The following is a 15857-nucleotide window of genomic DNA, read 5'->3' as shown; positions in this document are numbered from 1 at the left end:
AGCTTGCCTTATTATTCAGCTTCTACGAAGCCTTCTTCCGCCTGAACGGCCAGATCTTGAGAACGACCTTCACGCACAGCGGCAGCAACAGCAGTCAGGTACAGGTTTACTGCACGGATTGCGTCGTCGTTACCAGGGATGATGAAGTCAACGCCGTCTGGGTTGGAGTTGGTATCAACGATAGAGAATACCGGGATACCCAGGTTGTTGGCTTCTTTGATCGCGATGTGCTCGTGATCGGCATCGATAACGAACAGTGCGTCTGGCAGACCGCCCATATCTTTGATACCGCCCAGGGAGTTTTCCAGCTTGGCCAGTTCACGAGTGCGCATCAGCGCTTCTTTCTTGGTCAGCTTGTCCAGGGTGCCGTCTTGAGACTGGATTTCCAGATCTTTCAAACGCTTGATGGACTGACGAACGGTTTTCCAGTTAGTCAGCATGCCACCCAACCAGCGGTGGTTCACGAAGAACTGGTCACAGCTGTTCGCAGCGTCTTTTACCGCTTCGCTTGCTGCGCGTTTGGTACCAACGAACAGGATCTTGCCTTTACGGGAAGAGATCTTGCTCAGTTCAGCCAGAGCGGCGTTGAACATTGGTACGGTCTGCTCCAGGTTGATGATGTGAACCTTGTTACGAGCGCCGAAGATGAAAGGCTTCATTTTCGGGTTCCAGTAACGGGTCTGGTGACCAAAGTGAACACCAGCCTTGAGCATGTCGCGCATGGAAACAGTTGCCATGATTAAACCTCTATAGATTAATTGGGGTTATGCCTCCACGTATCCCATAACGCCGACCCTGGCGGCGACAAGTCACCTCAGGGCACCCCGGCGGATGTGCCGATACGTGTGTGTTATTTACACAAAATGAGTGCAGTTAAAGTATTTTCGGCCGATTCCCGCCAGGTCACAAGAACCAAGTCGCGGATCGCCGGCGCGCTTTATACCATAAACCCGCCGCAGACACCAACTTTTGTTGCGTTTCGCCGGGCGTCAGGAAATGAAATTTGGCAGCCCCCGGCCGGGCTGATACCATAAGTCACTGCTTCTTATTGTCGACGATAACGACACCTGCGGACGAATTTCATGGCAATCTCAATTAAAACACCTGATGACATCCAAAAAATGCGCGTGGCCGGCCGCCTGGCCGCCGAAGTGCTGGAGATCATCGAGCCGCACGTCAAACCTGGCGTGACCACCGGCGAACTGGACCGTATCTGTCACGAGTACATCACCAACGAGCAGCAGGCCATCTCCGCCTGCCTCGGCTACCACGGCTTCCCGAAATCCGTGTGCATCTCGGTGAACGAAGTGGTGTGCCACGGCATCCCGAGCGATGACAAAACGCTGAAAGACGGCGACATCGTCAACATCGACGTGACCGTGATTAAAGACGGTTTCCACGGCGACACCTCGAAGATGTTCATCGTCGGCAAACCGACCATTCTGGGCGAGCGCCTGTGCCGCGTCACTCAGGAAAGCCTGTATCTGGCGCTGAAGATGGTCAAACCGGGCATCCGTCTGCGCACCCTGGGCAAGGCCATCCAGCAATTCGTCGAAGCCGAGAAGTTCTCCGTGGTGCGCGAGTACTGCGGCCACGGCATCGGCGAAGTGTTCCACGAAGAGCCGCAGGTGCTGCACTATGACGCGGACGACGGCGGCGTGGTGCTGCAGCCGGGCATGGCCTTCACCATCGAACCGATGGTCAACGCCGGCGACTACCGCATCCGCACCATGAAAGACGGCTGGACGGTAAAAACCAAAGATCGCAGCTTGTCGGCGCAGTATGAGCATACTATTGTGGTCACTGATAACGGCTGCGAGATAATGACGTTGCGCAAGGATGACACCATCCCCAACATCATTACGCACGAGATGTAAGCACTGCGGCGCACGCCGCGTGCAGAATGTCACCAGGCCGGCTTATGCCGGCCTTTTTTATGGGCTGCGCACTATGTCTGACAATCTCCTTCAACCGGCCGTGCCGATGCCGCCCGCCTCTCCCAGCGTCTACGGCGACGACGAGCTCACCTGCCCGCTGCTGAAACAGCGGCTGGAGCAGTTCCAGCTGTGGCTGGCGGCGGCGTTCGACGCCGGCTCCAGCGCCGAAAGCCTGGTGGCGGCGCGCAGCGACTTCATCGATCGCCTGCTGCGCCGGCTGTGGACGTTCTACGGCTTTGAAGATATCCCGGAAACCGCGCTGGTGGCGGTCGGCGGTTATGGCCGCGGCGAGCTGCATCCGCTGTCGGATATCGACGTGCTGGTGCTCAGCCAGCGCCGGCTGACGGAGCAACAGTCGCAGCGGGTCGGCGAGTTCATCACCCTGCTGTGGGATCTCAAGCTGGAAGTGGGCCACAGCGTGCGCACCCTGGAAGAGTGCCTGCTGGAAGGGCTGGCGGATCTGACCGTGGCCACCAACCTGATCGAATCGCGCATGATTTGCGGCGACGTCGCGCTGTTCCTGCAGATGCAAAAGCATATCTTCAGCGACGGCTTTTGGCCCTCGCCGCAGTTCTTCCACGCCAAGATCAGCGAGCAGCAGGAGCGTCATCAGCGCTACCACGGCACCAGCTATAACCTGGAACCGGATATCAAAAGCAGTCCCGGTGGCCTGCGTGACATCCACACGCTGCTGTGGGTGGCGCGCCGCCACTTCGGCGCCACCTCGCTGGACGAAATGGTCGGTTTCGGTTTCCTCACCCAGGCCGAGCGCAACGAGCTGAACGAATGCCAGAGCTTCCTGTGGCGCATCCGCTTTGCGCTGCATCTGGTGCTGCCGCGTTACGACAACCGTCTGCTGTTCGATCGTCAGCTCAGCGTGGCGCAGCTGCTGCGCTATGAAGGCGAAGGCAACGAGCCGGTCGAGCGCATGATGAAAGACTTCTACCGCATGACGCGCCGCGTCGGCGAGCTGAACCACATGCTGCTGCAGCTGTTCGACGAAGCCATCCTGGCGCTGGACGCCACCGAAAAGCCGCGTCCGCTGAACGACGATTTCCAGCTGCGCGGCGATCTGATCGATCTGCGTGACGAAACGCTGTTTATCCGCGAGCCGCAAGCCATCATGCGCATGTTCTACCTGATGGTGCGCAACCGCGAGATCAAGGGCATTTACTCCACCACCGTGCGCCAGCTGCGCCACGCGCGCCGCCACCTGAAACAGCCGCTGTGCACCATCCCGGAAGCGCGCGATCTGTTTATGGCCATCCTGCGTCACCCCGGCGCGGTGTCGCGCGCGCTGGTGCCGATGCACCGTCACAGCGTGCTGTGGGCCTATATGCCGCAGTGGGGCAAGATCGTCGGGCAGATGCAGTTCGATCTGTTCCACGCCTATACCGTCGACGAACACACTATCCGCGTGCTGCAGAAGCTGGAGAGCTTCGCCGATGCGCAAACCCGGCCGCGCCATCCGCTGTGCGTGGAGCTGTATCCGCGCCTGCCGCACCCGGAACTGCTGCTGCTGGCGGCCTTGTTCCACGATATCGCCAAAGGGCGCGGCGGCGATCACTCGATCCTCGGCGCGGAAGACGTGGTGGAGTTCGCCGAACTGCACGGCCTCAACTCGCGAGAAACCCAGCTGGTGGCCTGGCTGGTGCGCTGCCACCTGCTGATGTCGGTCACCGCGCAGCGCCGCGATATCCAGGATCCGACGGTGATCCAGCAGTTCAGCAGCGAAGTGCAGAGCGAAACCCGCCTGCGCTATCTGGTGTGCCTGACGGTGGCGGATATCTGCGCCACCAACGAAACCCTGTGGAACAGCTGGAAGCAGAGCCTGTTGCGCGAGCTGTATTTCGCCACCGAAAAACAGCTGCGCCGCGGCATGCAAAACAGCCCGGATCTGCGCGAACGCGTGCGCCACCATCGCCTGCAGGCGCTGGCGCTGCTGCGCATGGACAACATCGACGAAGAGGCGCTGCACCGCATCTGGAGCCGCTGCCGCGCCGATTACTTCCTGCGCCACTCGCCGAATCAGCTGGCCTGGCACGCCCGCCACCTGCTGGCCCACGACTCCACCCAGCCGCTGGTGCTAGTCAGCCGCCAGGCGACGCGCGGCGGCACCGAGATCTTCATCTGGAGCCCGGATCGCCCTTACCTGTTCGCCGCCGTCGCCGGAGAGATGGATCGCCGCAACCTGAGCGTGCACGACGCCCAGATCTTCACCAACCGCGACGGTATGGCGATGGACACCTTTATCGTGCTGGAGCCGGACGGCAGCCCGCTGGCGCAGGATCGCCACGCGGCGATCCGCCAGGCGCTGCTGCAGGCCATCACCCAGCGGGAGTACCAGCCGCCGCGCGTGCGCCGCCCCTCTTCCAAGCTGCGCCACTTCAGCGTGCCAACCGAGGTCACTTTCCTGCCGACCCACACCGATCGCCGCAGCTACCTGGAGCTGACCGCGCTCGACCAACCCGGCCTGCTGGCGCGGGTGGGCGAAGTGTTCGCCGATCTGGGGCTGTCGCTGCACGGCGCGCGCATTTCCACCATCGGCGAGCGGGTCGAGGATTTGTTTATCCTGGCCGACGGCGAGCGGCGCGCGCTCGACCAAGAAACGCGCAGAAAGTTGGAGCAACGGTTGACAGAGGCCCTCACCCCAAACGATAAAATGTGATACAAGTAACTTTTTACCGACAACATCAGGAAAGAGAACAGCATGCAGCAATTACAGAACGTTATTGAAAGCGCCTTCGAACGCCGTGCGGACATCACTCCGGCGAACGTAGACACCGTAACGCGCGAAGCGGTAAACCAGGTGATCGGCCTGTTGGACAGCGGCGCCCTGCGCGTTGCCGAGAAGATCGACGGTCAATGGGTCACCCACCAGTGGCTGAAGAAAGCCGTGCTGCTCTCTTTCCGCATCAACGACAACAAGATCATGGACGGCGCGGAAACCCGCTACTACGACAAAGTGCCGATGAAATTCGCCGACTACGACGAAGCGCGCTTCCAGAAGGAAGGTTTCCGCGTCGTGCCGCCGGCCACCGTGCGCCAGGGCGCGTTCATCGCTCGCAACACCGTGCTGATGCCGTCTTACGTTAACATCGGCGCCTACGTCGACGAAGGCACCATGGTCGACACCTGGGCCACCGTCGGTTCTTGCGCGCAGATAGGCAAAAACGTTCACCTGTCCGGCGGCGTCGGTATCGGCGGCGTGCTGGAGCCACTGCAGGCCAACCCGACCATCATCGAAGACAACTGCTTCATCGGCGCGCGCTCCGAAGTGGTGGAAGGCGTGATCGTGGAAGAAGGCTCGGTGATTTCGATGGGCGTCTACCTCGGCCAGAGCACCCGCATCTATGACCGCGAGACCGGCGAAATCCATTACGGCCGCGTGCCGGCGGGTTCGGTGGTGGTTTCCGGCAACCTGCCGTCGAAAGACGGTTCTTACAGCCTGTACTGCGCGGTGATCGTCAAGAAAGTCGACGCCAAAACCCGCGGTAAAGTCGGCATTAATGAGTTATTGCGCACTATCGACTAAATTGAAATAGCGGGTGATTCACCCGCTATTTTTTTGTCTGCGTTTCGCTGGCAGTCACAGTCGCAGATCTCGCTTTCCGCCATAATTGCAGTCGTGGAATATAACGATCACATCTAAAGAGGGCGCAGTATGTACGATAACTTGAAGAGTTTGGGCATCAATCAACCGGAAGACGTCGATCGCTATAGCCTGCGTCAAGAGGCCAACAACGACATCCTCAAGATCTATTTCCGCAAGGACAAAGGCGAGTTCTTCGCCAAGAGCGTGAAGTTCAAGTACCCGCGCCAGCGTAAAACCGTGGTGGCGGACAACGCCGGCCAGGGCTACAAGGAAATTCACGAGATCAACCCGAACCTGCGTTACGTGATCGACGAGCTGGATCAGCTGTGCCAGCGCGATCAGGTGGAAGTGGATCTGAAGCGTAAAATCCTCGACGACCTGCGCCATCTCGAAGGCGTGGTGTCGCACAAGATTGCCGAGATCGAAGCCGATCTGGAAAAACTCACCCGCGGCAAATAATGTGGATCGGTTAACCCGCATCATCGTTAAGGCGCCCTTTTGCGGCGCCTTTTTACGTTATGACTGCAGCAGCGTGCCCCACTGCTCGACCCACGGGCAGGCGGCCACTTCCGGCTCCGGCTGTTCCATCGCATCGATCTCCAGCACTTCGCCAACGCGGGTGGCGCCCTGCTCCTGCAGCAGCGCGTCGAACGCGCGCCCGGCGCCGCAGAAGTTGTCATAGCTGCTGTCGCCGAGGGCGATCAGCCCATAGCGCAGCTCCGGCTGATAGCCAACCTGATCGCGGATAGCGTGGAACAGCGGCGCGATGCTGTCCGGCAGATCGCCCTGCCCGGTGGTGGAGGTGATCACCAGCGCGTAGTGCTGACGATAATACTGCCAGGCCTCCAGCGTGCCCTCTTCGAACAGTTTGACCTCATGGCCCTGCTCGCTGAGGATGTTTTGCGCCTCTTCCGCCACCAGCAGCGAATTGCCGTAGACCGTTCCCACGAAGATACCAACCTGAGCCATGGCTCCTACTCCCTTCATTACCTTTAAAAATTGTCAGCTATCCTGACCGTTAGCCGCGCTAAACTCAACCCCGGCAAGTTCAGGGAATACCCCCGCCCAGCCGAACTGCGCCATCACCCCTTGCCAGGCTTCGTCCCAGCGCGCCGTTACCTGCAGCGGCTCGCCGGTCACCGGGTGCGTCAGTTGCAGGTGGCTGGCGTGCAGCATCAGGCGCGGGCAGCCGAAATGCTGCGCCATCCCGCGGTTCTGCCGCAGATCGCCGTGCTTGCTGTCGCCGATGATCGGATGGCGAAGATGCGCCATGTGGCGCCGCAGTTGGTGCTTGCGGCCGGTTTCCGGCTGCAGTTCCACCAGACTGTACCGCGCGCTGTCGTAGCGGCCGATGGCCACCGGCATCTCTACCTGCGCCAACGGCCGGTAGTGCGTCACCGCCGGCTGCGGCCCCTTGTCGACATCGGCATGTTTATCGGCGATTTTATCCAGCTCAGCCGTCAGCGGGTAGTCGAGGGTCGCCTCCTCCTGCACGTAACCGCGCACCACCGCATGATAGGTTTTCTGCACCTGGTGCTGCTCGAACTGCTGCGACAGCAGGCGCGCCACCTCACTGGAGAGCGCCATCAGCAATACGCCGGACGTCGGGCGATCGAGACGGTGCACGGTAAAGACATGCTGCCCGAGCTGATCGCGCACCGTCTGCATCATAAAGCGAGTTTCATGACGGTCCAGCCAACTGCGGTGCACCAACCAGCCCGACGGTTTGTTCACCGCCACCAGGTGTTCATCCTGATACAAAATCTCAATCACATCGCGTTCCCAGGTCAATAGCCGTTTCGGGCGCGAGTATAACAGGCATGAGACGCAACGCTAGTTCACCCATTCGATGGTCACCAGGCGCGTATCGGCGCGGCCGCGATCGTCCACCGCCCGAATGCGGTAGCGCCCATTGTTGATCGGCCGCCAGTCGATCGGTTTTTTACTGGCGCTGCTGCCGAGATAGATATCGTCGACGAACCAGTACACCGTCTTGCTGTCGGCGTCCGTCACCGCATTGAAGGCGATTTTGTCCCGCCCCTGCTGCGACTGGCGCAGGGTATAAGTGGTGTTTTTCAACGGCGAGGTGATGCGCGGCGCGTTGCCGCCGACGGCGATGCCGTTGTCCTTGCAGCGATTGACCGGCGGCGCCCGCTTCGGCAGCCCGGCCTGGGCGAACACGTTGGCCAAATCGGAAGGCCAGAATTCAAAAATTTCGGTGCGGGTCTGCGCCGCATCATACGGCGGGCAAACGACCTCGCCGCTGTGAATATCCAGCACCACCGGCCGGTAGACGCTGTCTACCTTGATCGGCGACTTGCCGGGAATGAACCAGGTCTTGCCCTTTTGCTGGCACCACGGCGTCGGCAGATCGCCGCTGGCGAGACAAATCTCCACCCGCCGCAGCCGTTGGGGGAACGGATGTTTCGGCTCCCGCAGGGCGGGATAGCTGGCGTTGACGCTGTCGATGATATTGAAAAACAGCGGCGCGGCCGCCTCAGCGCCGACCAACGCATTGTTGCCGCGCCCGTCGAAATTGCCTTCCCACACCACCAGCACGTAAGGACCGAAAATCCCGACGCTCCAGGCGTCGCGAAAGCCCCAGGAGGTGCCGGTCTTCCAGTACACCGGCAGCGACGAAGAACGCTGCGCCAGCGTATCGCCCGGCCGCCGGTGCTGGCGCAGCATATCCAGCGTGATGAAACTGGCCTCCTCGCTCAGCAGCCGCACCGGCGTCGATTCGGCCTGGTTCAACTGCATGCGAAGCGGCCGCAGCTCACCGCGATTCGCCAGCAGCGCATACAGCTTCGCCAATTCCTGCGCCGTTACCTCGCCGCCGCCCAATACCAGCGACAGCCCGTAGTGGCTCTCATTGGCCATATTGGCGACGCCGGTCAGGCGTAAGAACTGATAAAAAGTCGGCTGGCGCAGCTGCGAGGCGACATATACCGCCGGAATATTGCGGCTGAAATTTAGCGCGTCGGTGGCGGTCACCGGGCCGAGGAAGCGCCGGTCGAAATTTTCCGGCGCATAGGCGCCGAACGACGAAGGCACGTCTTTCAGGATGGTCATCGGATGCAGCACGCCCTGCTCCATGCCCAGCGCGTAGATGAACGGCTTCAGCGTCGATCCCGGCGAACGCTTGGCGTTGGTGCCGTTCACCTGCCCCTGAATCGGACGGCTGTAATAGTCCGCCGAGCCCACCAGCGCGCGCACCCCCATATCGCGGCTGTCCACCAACAGCACCGCGGCGTTTTGAATGCCGCGGCTGCGGTTGCGGGCGATAAAGGCGTTAACCTGCCGCTCGACCAGCCGCTGCAACCCGGCGTCCAGCGTAGTGTCGACGCGAGTGTCGCGCTGCACCAGTTGCTGCGTCTGCAGGCGCAGCTGTTCGATAAAGTGCGGCGCAATATAGGGCACTTGCTCAGGCTGCCGCAGCGCCAGCGGCAGGCGGAACAGCGTTTGCTGGCTGGCGTCAGTCGGGTAAACCTGTTGCCAGCGCAGGAACAGACGGTTGCGCGCCTGCGTCAATGCGGCGCCGAGCATGCCGGTTTTCGGCTCCAGACGGTAGCTGGGCGACTGCGGCAAGACCGCCAGCGTCAGCGCCTCCGGCAGGGTCAACGCCTTCGGCGACTTGGCGAAATAGATCAGGCTGGCGGCGCCGATGCTTTCGATATTGCGGCCGTAGGGCGCGTAATTCAGGTAGGCTTCCAGGATATCACGCTTGGAGTAGCTCAATTCCAGCTGCACCGCGCGCAGCACCTGCAGCAGCTTGCCGCCTGGCGTGCGGGTATTGAGATGCCAGCGCATCCGTGCCAGCTGCATGCTGATGGTCGATCCGCCCTGCATTTTGCCGCCGGCGACATAGCTGCGCCAGAAGCCGCGCATCAGGCTGACGGGGTTAAATCCGGGGTTGTAGTAGAACCAGCGATCTTCGTGCAGCAGCAGCCCGCGCACCGCCAGCGGCGACACCTGTTCCAGCGGGGTCCACAATCGGTAGCGATCGTCGTTGGCCAGCGTGATGCGCAACAGCGCGCCGTGCCTGTCGTAATAAACGGAAGACTGCGGCAGCCCCTGCCACAGGGGCGGATGCGGCCACAGCCGAATCGCGGCCAACAGCAGCGCCAGTAAAAACGCCGCCATCAAGCCGTTTTGCAGCACGCGCCCGGTCAGGATCTTCATACGTTCTCAGCATTCCGGCGCCAGACGCTGGCCTGGTGCCGGATATGGCCTAGTCGTTGCCCGCCGGCACCACCACCAGCTTGCCGCCGCCGGCCGACATGGCCTGCACTTCACGGTCATACATGGCTTCGCCGTAGGCCGGTGGAACAATAAAGCTGCCGGTATTGGTGGCCTTGATCTGATAAACAAACTCCTGCACCTCGGTGCCGGCACTGCCGTAGATAATCACCCGATCTTCGCGGATATCGCTGTAGTCCGGCGCCCAGGTGGAGCCGGAGGCGGCCAGCGGCGACTGCCAGCCGCCGCGATCGTCGCTCTCCTCGCCGGCGTCGGCCGGCTCCGGCGGCGTCTGCTGCACCACTTCGAACCCGCCCGGCAGCAGATCGACGATCGCCAGGTTGCTCTGCCCCTCTTTCGAGTTGGCGCGCACCTTCAGATGGACATTGATCTTCTGCCCCAGCGTCACCTGCGTCACCGGCTTGCCCTGTTCGTCGGTGTAATCGCGGACGATCTCAATCCCGCGCGACAGCGCTTTTTGCGGCGCATTCAGGTCGTAACCGGCCTGCGTCACCACATACCAGGCCGGCGCGCTGCCGCCGTTGGTGAAGCGCACCGCAGTGGCGTCAGCGTTAAATTGCCCCTGAACGAACAGCCCTTGCAGCTCGCTGATGCGCTGCGGCTCGCCGCCGGCTTTGCCCACCTGCGCGATGCCCAATGCATCCGCATTGGCGGACTGCGCCGCCACCTGGGCCGAGTAGCTTTCCAACGCCAGAATGCTCATCGCGGAAGAGTAGGTGGTGTAGCGCTCTTCTTTCAACGCCTTGACCATATTCTCCAGCACCTGCGGCGGGATCGACGCCACCTTCTCCGGGAAGTGGCGGGTAATCAGATACAGCCGCGTCGCATCCTGCACCAGCGGATCGAAATAGTTCTGCGTCCACCAGGCGCTGTCATAAGCCTTGCTCAGTTGCTGCCAGCTCGGTTGCAGCAGCGCGGCGGCTTCGTCGTCCATCTTCAACAGGCGATAGGAAGAGGCCAGATAGAGCGCGCTCAGATCGGTTTTCCACTCTTCGCCATAGCGTTTTTGCAGCGTATCCTGCACCGCCGCCAGCGAGTTGGTGGTCACTTCGCCCTGCAGCGTCAGCAGGTAAACCGCCCAGCTGCGCAGGCGCAGCAGATACAGATCGTCGAAACCGCTGGCCGCCAGCTCGCGCAACGCGCCGTTGGCTTCATCCAGCATGCCTTCCGGCAGGGCGTAGCCCGCCGCTTTGGCTTCGAGCAGATATTGCACCACATAAGGCGTGACGAAAGGATCGGCATCCGGCGATGAACGCCAGGCGCCGATCGCCCCGCTGTCGTTCTGACGGGCGCGCAGCACGCCCAGCAGATTGCGCAACTGCTTGCTGACTTCCGCCTGGCTCAGGCTGCTTTTCATCTCCGGATGACGGCTCTGCAGCATCAGCGGAATGGAGCGGCTGACGATCTGCTCGGAACAGTAATACGGGTAATCCGCCAGGTATTGCGCCAGCCCGCTGGTCAGCACCAGCGGCGAATTCGACACCGCCGCCCGGCGCTGCGCGAAAGCGTCGAACATCTGGCGCAGGCCATCGACGTTCTGGCTGCTGCCGCTCATGCGCCCCATCACCGACTGGGTGCGGTACGGCGCCGCCGGCCGCACCGAGGTGCTGACGGTGCGGCGGCTGGCCTGGTCGCCGTAACGGGCGTCGAACACCAGCGGCGCATCGCCCAGCACGGCTTTGGCGCGCAGACGGAAGGTGATCACGCCTTCGCGTTTTTCCGCCAGCGTCAGGCTTTGCGTCGCGTTGCCCACCACCTCCAACTGCGGCGGCGGCGTCAACAGGACGTTGATGGCCACCGACTGGCCGTTCAGCCCTTCGAGGTTGTTGCTGACGCCCACGCTGACGTCGAACTCGTCGCCCGGCGCCACCATCGCCGGCACGTTCGGCGTCATGATGAAGCTGTCGCGTACCGTGGCGGCAGTTTGCGCCTTGCCGATTTTCTCCGGCGTCACCGAAATCGCCATGACGCGGATCTTGCCGTTGAAGTAATCCGGCACCGGATAGACGAACTGTTTCTTGCCGCTGACCTCGGTAATGCCGGACCAATAGGCCACCGGCTTATCGCGCTTGCGCTTGAACGGGTTGAGGTTGAGATCCAGCCCTTCGCCCGCATCGCCGCCCGGCGCCGCGGTCAGCGCCATCAGCTTGCTGAACTCCGGCAGGATCAGATCGAGGATCTGCGAGCTGCTCACGTTCAGTTCGCGCTTGCTGAAGAAGAACTCCAGCGGATCCTTCAGACGGTAACGCGCCACCTGCAGAATGCCCTCATCGACGGCGAACAGCGCCACCTGCTGCGGCGCATCGGTCTTGACCGTCATCGTCAGGTTTTCACCCGGCTTGATGACCTCCGGCGCCGTCACCTCGAGGCTGTTTTGGCGCGCCTTGGTGCTGATCTTGAACGGCATCACGCCGTAGCTCAGCGGACTCATGAAGATCTCGCTGGAGTTGATGTCGCGCACGAACTGCACGTTGATGTAGCCGTTGCCCTCCATGCCGGCCGGCACGCGAATCGTCTGCACCGAGCTGGTGGTGTCGGTGTGGAACCACTGCCAGGCGTAAACCTTGTCCTTTTCAATGGTGATCAAGCCACTGCCGGTATAAGGCGCGTTGATCGCCACCTCGATCTCCTCACCGGGCTGGTATTCCGCCTGGTTGAGTTTCAGCTTCAGTTCGGCGTTGCGATCCAGCGAGCGGCTCAGGTTGGCGTTGCCGGCCACGCTGTAGGCGACGCGGTTGAGCGTCTTGCCCTGCGCATCTTCAATCACCAGCACGAAGTCGCCCGGCTTATCGGTCGCCAGCCGCAGATCCGCGCCCTGCTCGCCCAGCGCCAGCGGCTGTTCCGACAACTGCACTTCCTTCATCTTCGACTGGTATTTGTAAACGCCTGAATCCTGTTTGGTCAGCACCGAAATGTATTTCTGCTCGATCAACACCTGCTTCAGGTTCGGCATGGCGATCTGTTTCAGGGCCGGATCGATGGCGATCACGTTCAGATGCCGCTCCGCGTCGCGGTTGATGTAGCCCAGATCGCCGTCGGCCTTCACGCCGATCAGGTAATCGTAAGGGGAAACCAGCGTGCGGGCGGTAGCCGCCACCGAACGCCCGCCGCCGGCGACGAACGCCTCCGACAGCAATTGCAACTGATAGGTGGCGTCGGCGTAGGATTTCAGATCGAGCGGAATATCGGCCGCGCCGTGCTCATCGGTGGAGCGATCTTCCAGCTCGGTCTCGAACCCGTCGCTGTTTTGTCGGTTTTCATAGAACGCATAATCCGGGAAACGATCGAAGCTCGGATACATCGGCCGCAGCGTCAGCCTGGTGGTCACGCGGCGATCCTGCGCCGGGGTGCCGAACAGGTTCTGCACATCGATGCTGGCCTTCAGCTCAGACGGTTTTACCCAGCCTTGCTGGCGGTCCGGCGTCAACGCCAGTTTCACTTTCAGCTGATCCGGTTCGAACTCCTTCACATTGACTGCGGTATGGCCGAGCAGCGTGGAGGTGTCGTTGTTTTTGCCGATCAGATACAGATAGACGTTCCACTCGCCGGTCGGTGAGTTTTCATCGGTGGTATAGCTCAGCTCGTTGAAACCGCTGGCGCCCAGCGTCAGCGGCACGGTGGACATCAGCTTGTCGCGCGGATCGCGGATTTCGGCGCGCACCGGCACGCCGGCCAGGCCAACGCCCCAGTCGGCGGCGCGGGTGATCAGGCCAATATTGAAAGTATCCCCCGGCCGATAAACGCCGCGATCGGAGAACAGGTAGCTGCTGAGCGTGCGCGGATCGGTCGGCGTTTGTTCACCGGCGACGTCGAAGCGCGAGAAGTCCAGCCCGCGATCGTTATAGCTGCCGGTCGGCAGGAAGGAGACATCCCCCTCTTTTTCCACCAGGAACATCACCGGCTGGCGCTCGTTGGTGTACACATCCAGCGCCGGGAAACGCACGTGGCCATCGGCGCCGGTGGTTTGGCTGAGCAGCGTCACGCCGTTTTTGGCCACCACCGACACGGTGGCGCCGCTGACCGGCGCGCCGCTTTGAATCGACTGCACAAAGACGTCGCGCGTCTTGTCCTGCGAGCTCTTGGCGACGATGCCCAGATCGGTCACCACCACAAAGCGCGAATCGCCGACGTCGGGCTGCTCTTCCCCTTCGTTCTCATCCTGTTCCTGATCCTGCTCGGCGCCCGCCTCTTCCGCCGCCGGTTTTCGGTTCGGCTGCCATTCAGACAGCGTCAGCAGGAACACCCCGCGATGGGAACTGGCGTTGGTGGAGAGATAGCGGGAGAGATCGATGCCCTGATAGTTCACTTCCCCCGGCCGCTCGTTGTTGAGCGCCGTCTGGTATTTGAAATGCTCGGTGAAATATTCGTCGTTGAGCCGGTTGAATTCCGTGGACGAGTATTCCCGGCTTTTGAAGGAGACGATGTGCTGCAGCTGGCTCGGGATCACCCGCTTGATGTCCAGCCGCAGGCCCGCCACGTTGCGCGCCGCCACGCTGATCTGCTTGTCGCCGTTGACCGACAGCAGCGAGCCCTGCGACATGAACTGCAGCGATTTCGGGAACTCCGGCACTTCGACCACGCGGTAAACCTTCTTCGGCATTTTGTAACCGCCGGCGGAAACCAGCTGGTTATCGATCTCGAGCAGCACAAAGCGGTGCGCCGGGGCGTCGAAACGGAAGCTGAACTGCGGTTGGTAGGCCTCTTCCGCCTCGTTAAGCGCCAACGGCAGTGCCGTCGCCTGCGCCAGCACGTTTTTGCCGACGCTGTCGACCGTCCATTGATAGAAATCTTCAGCATCGTTGGCGGCCTCGGCATCGCTCGGATCGTGCTGCGGCAGCAGCCAGGCTTTCGCGGCCCGCGCCAGCTCTTTATCCTTCACCGCATCGCTGAAACCGACCACCAGCGCACGCTGCCCTTGGCCGGCGTCGGTGTCCACCACCTGGGCGCTGGCGTCGCTCAGCGCCAGGCTGTACAGCGTCGGTACCTTGACCCAGTTGCTTTTCGCCTCTTCGACCGCGTTGCCGGCCGCCGTCGATTTAACGCCCTTGCCGACGGTCAGATGTACCGCGCCGCCCTGATCCAGCGCCTGCAGCGGCTCGGAATGCACCCAGGCGTTCAGTTTTTTCTCGTCATAGACCAGAGAGAAATTCAGCTTTTTCTCGGAGGACGTGCTGCCTTCCTTCAATCCCAGCGAAATCTGTTTTTCAAAGCTGGCGACATCGACCGGCGCGTTGAACTGCAGATTGAAAATCGCGCTGCGTTTCTGCGCATTTTGCGGATCGCGGTAATACTCGGCCTGCCCCAGACGGTAATCGAACGCGGGCACGGTGAAGGCATAGCGGGTTTTGGCGAGCTTGACCTGCGGCGCCAGCAAGGTGGCGGGCTCAAGGGTCACATCATATTTCGCCCCCATCGGCAGCGGTTTTTTCGGCGTGAACACCAGCGTTGATTCATTACTCCACGCCCACTGCCCTTCCGCCGTCGGCTTCAGAGTGATGCCGGCGCTCACGGTTTTGCCCGCCGCGGTTATCGGCGCAGCTGAGCCGCTGAAGGTCAGGCTCACCGTTTGCGGCGCCTGCCGGGCGGCGGTGTAGTCTATCGGCTCGGGGTTGGCCATCTCGGCGTTAATCTCCTGAACCACCATCGGCGCCGGTTCAATCGGTTGGGGCCGGTTTTGCCACCAGTGCCAACCGTAAAATGCGCCGCCCGCAGCGCCTGCCAACAGCAGCAGGCCCAGACCGATCGCTTTCGGGTGTTTATCCACGCCGCTTTCCAGCCGCAAAAAACCGCGCGGCAGCGCAGCCCACCAGGCCGGCGCGCGCCAGCTGAGGTTGCCGACCAGCGGTCTCAGCAACCGCCCCAACAGCGACAACGCCCCGCCCAGCAGGCGACAAACGCCCTTAACCAGGGTAAAAGGCAAACGCAGGATAAACCTTAATAAATCCATTATTGCAGCACCTCATCATCCTAATGCAGCCCCCGGTCAACCGCTGCGGTTAAACCGAGCCGAAAGACGCCGTCGGCTCTCCTGCCCGGCATCCGCGCGAGTACTCTACACTGCCGGG

The 15857-nt window shown here is 61.6% G+C and carries 9 protein-coding genes; 4 read left to right on the top strand and 5 right to left on the bottom strand.

The window, feature by feature from the left end:
• Positions 1-11: 11 nt before the first annotated feature.
• Positions 12-737: a 30S ribosomal protein S2 gene (rpsB, locus tag ACJ8PL_RS23305; protein ID WP_016929891.1), complete on the bottom strand. Its 726-nt coding sequence runs from the start codon at positions 735-737 to the stop codon at positions 12-14.
• A gap of 345 nt (positions 738-1082) precedes the next feature.
• Here rpsB and map point away from each other — a divergent pair, with 345 nt between their 5' ends.
• From map to ACJ8PL_RS23285, 4 genes are all read left to right on the top strand, one after another.
• A complete protein-coding gene (map, locus tag ACJ8PL_RS23300) occupies positions 1083-1877 on the top strand; it encodes a type I methionyl aminopeptidase (protein ID WP_028127527.1) in 795 nt (264 codons plus the stop codon).
• Positions 1878-1950: 73 nt separating this feature from the next.
• Entirely contained in the window at positions 1951-4605 is a 2655-nt protein-coding gene (gene glnD / locus ACJ8PL_RS23295; protein WP_028128316.1) for a bifunctional uridylyltransferase/uridylyl-removing protein GlnD, read from the top strand.
• Between the two features lie 42 nt (positions 4606-4647).
• Complete coding sequence (gene dapD, locus ACJ8PL_RS23290; protein ID WP_442531417.1) at positions 4648-5472, top strand: 2,3,4,5-tetrahydropyridine-2,6-dicarboxylate N-succinyltransferase; 825 nt, start codon at positions 4648-4650, stop codon at positions 5470-5472.
• Positions 5473-5601: 129 nt separating this feature from the next.
• The gene (locus tag ACJ8PL_RS23285; protein ID WP_004931929.1) at positions 5602-5991 is read left to right on the top strand and encodes a DUF3461 family protein; all 390 of its coding nucleotides are present in this window, start codon (positions 5602-5604) and stop codon (positions 5989-5991) included.
• Between the two features lie 57 nt (positions 5992-6048).
• On the opposite strand, the gene ACJ8PL_RS23280 is transcribed toward ACJ8PL_RS23285, so the two are convergent.
• The 4 genes from ACJ8PL_RS23280 to ACJ8PL_RS23265 are packed head-to-tail and all read right to left on the bottom strand — an operon-like array spanning position 6049 to position 15739.
• On the bottom strand, positions 6049-6501 hold the full coding sequence (locus ACJ8PL_RS23280; RefSeq protein WP_016929894.1) for a flavodoxin: 453 nt from the start codon (positions 6499-6501) through the stop codon (positions 6049-6051).
• 33 nt (positions 6502-6534) lie between these two features.
• Entirely contained in the window at positions 6535-7305 is a 771-nt protein-coding gene (gene truC, locus ACJ8PL_RS23275; RefSeq protein WP_442531416.1) for a tRNA pseudouridine(65) synthase TruC, read from the bottom strand.
• A gap of 60 nt (positions 7306-7365) precedes the next feature.
• On the bottom strand, positions 7366-9714 hold the full coding sequence (pbpC, locus tag ACJ8PL_RS23270) for a penicillin-binding protein 1C (protein WP_442531415.1): 2349 nt from the start codon (positions 9712-9714) through the stop codon (positions 7366-7368).
• A gap of 49 nt (positions 9715-9763) precedes the next feature.
• Positions 9764-15739, bottom strand: coding sequence for an alpha-2-macroglobulin (locus ACJ8PL_RS23265; RefSeq protein ID WP_442531414.1), 5976 nt, complete (start codon positions 15737-15739; stop codon positions 9764-9766).
• Between the last annotated feature and the right edge of the window lie 118 nt (positions 15740-15857).

Origin of the sequence: Serratia sp. CY83965 (genome assembly GCF_052166375.1) — a bacterium.
GTDB classification, from domain to species: domain Bacteria; phylum Pseudomonadota; class Gammaproteobacteria; order Enterobacterales; family Enterobacteriaceae; genus Serratia; species Serratia marcescens.
The sequence above is the reverse complement of the archived record's forward strand: the minus strand, read 5'-3'. Positions and strand labels throughout refer to the sequence as shown.

Coding starts and splice junctions, on each gene's coding strand:
- glnD (WP_028128316.1), top strand. CDS start 1,951: ATGTCTGACAATCTCCTTCAACCGGCCGTGCCGATGCCGCCCGCCTCT.
- dapD (WP_442531417.1), top strand. CDS start 4,648: ATGCAGCAATTACAGAACGTTATTGAAAGCGCCTTCGAACGCCGTGCG.
- ACJ8PL_RS23285 (WP_004931929.1), top strand. CDS start 5,602: ATGTACGATAACTTGAAGAGTTTGGGCATCAATCAACCGGAAGACGTC.
- pbpC (WP_442531415.1), bottom strand. CDS start 9,714: ATGAAGATCCTGACCGGGCGCGTGCTGCAAAACGGCTTGATGGCGGCG.
- ACJ8PL_RS23265 (WP_442531414.1), bottom strand. CDS start 15,739: ATGGATTTATTAAGGTTTATCCTGCGTTTGCCTTTTACCCTGGTTAAG.
- rpsB (WP_016929891.1), bottom strand. CDS start 737: ATGGCAACTGTTTCCATGCGCGACATGCTCAAGGCTGGTGTTCACTTT.
- map (WP_028127527.1), top strand. CDS start 1,083: ATGGCAATCTCAATTAAAACACCTGATGACATCCAAAAAATGCGCGTG.
- ACJ8PL_RS23280 (WP_016929894.1), bottom strand. CDS start 6,501: ATGGCTCAGGTTGGTATCTTCGTGGGAACGGTCTACGGCAATTCGCTG.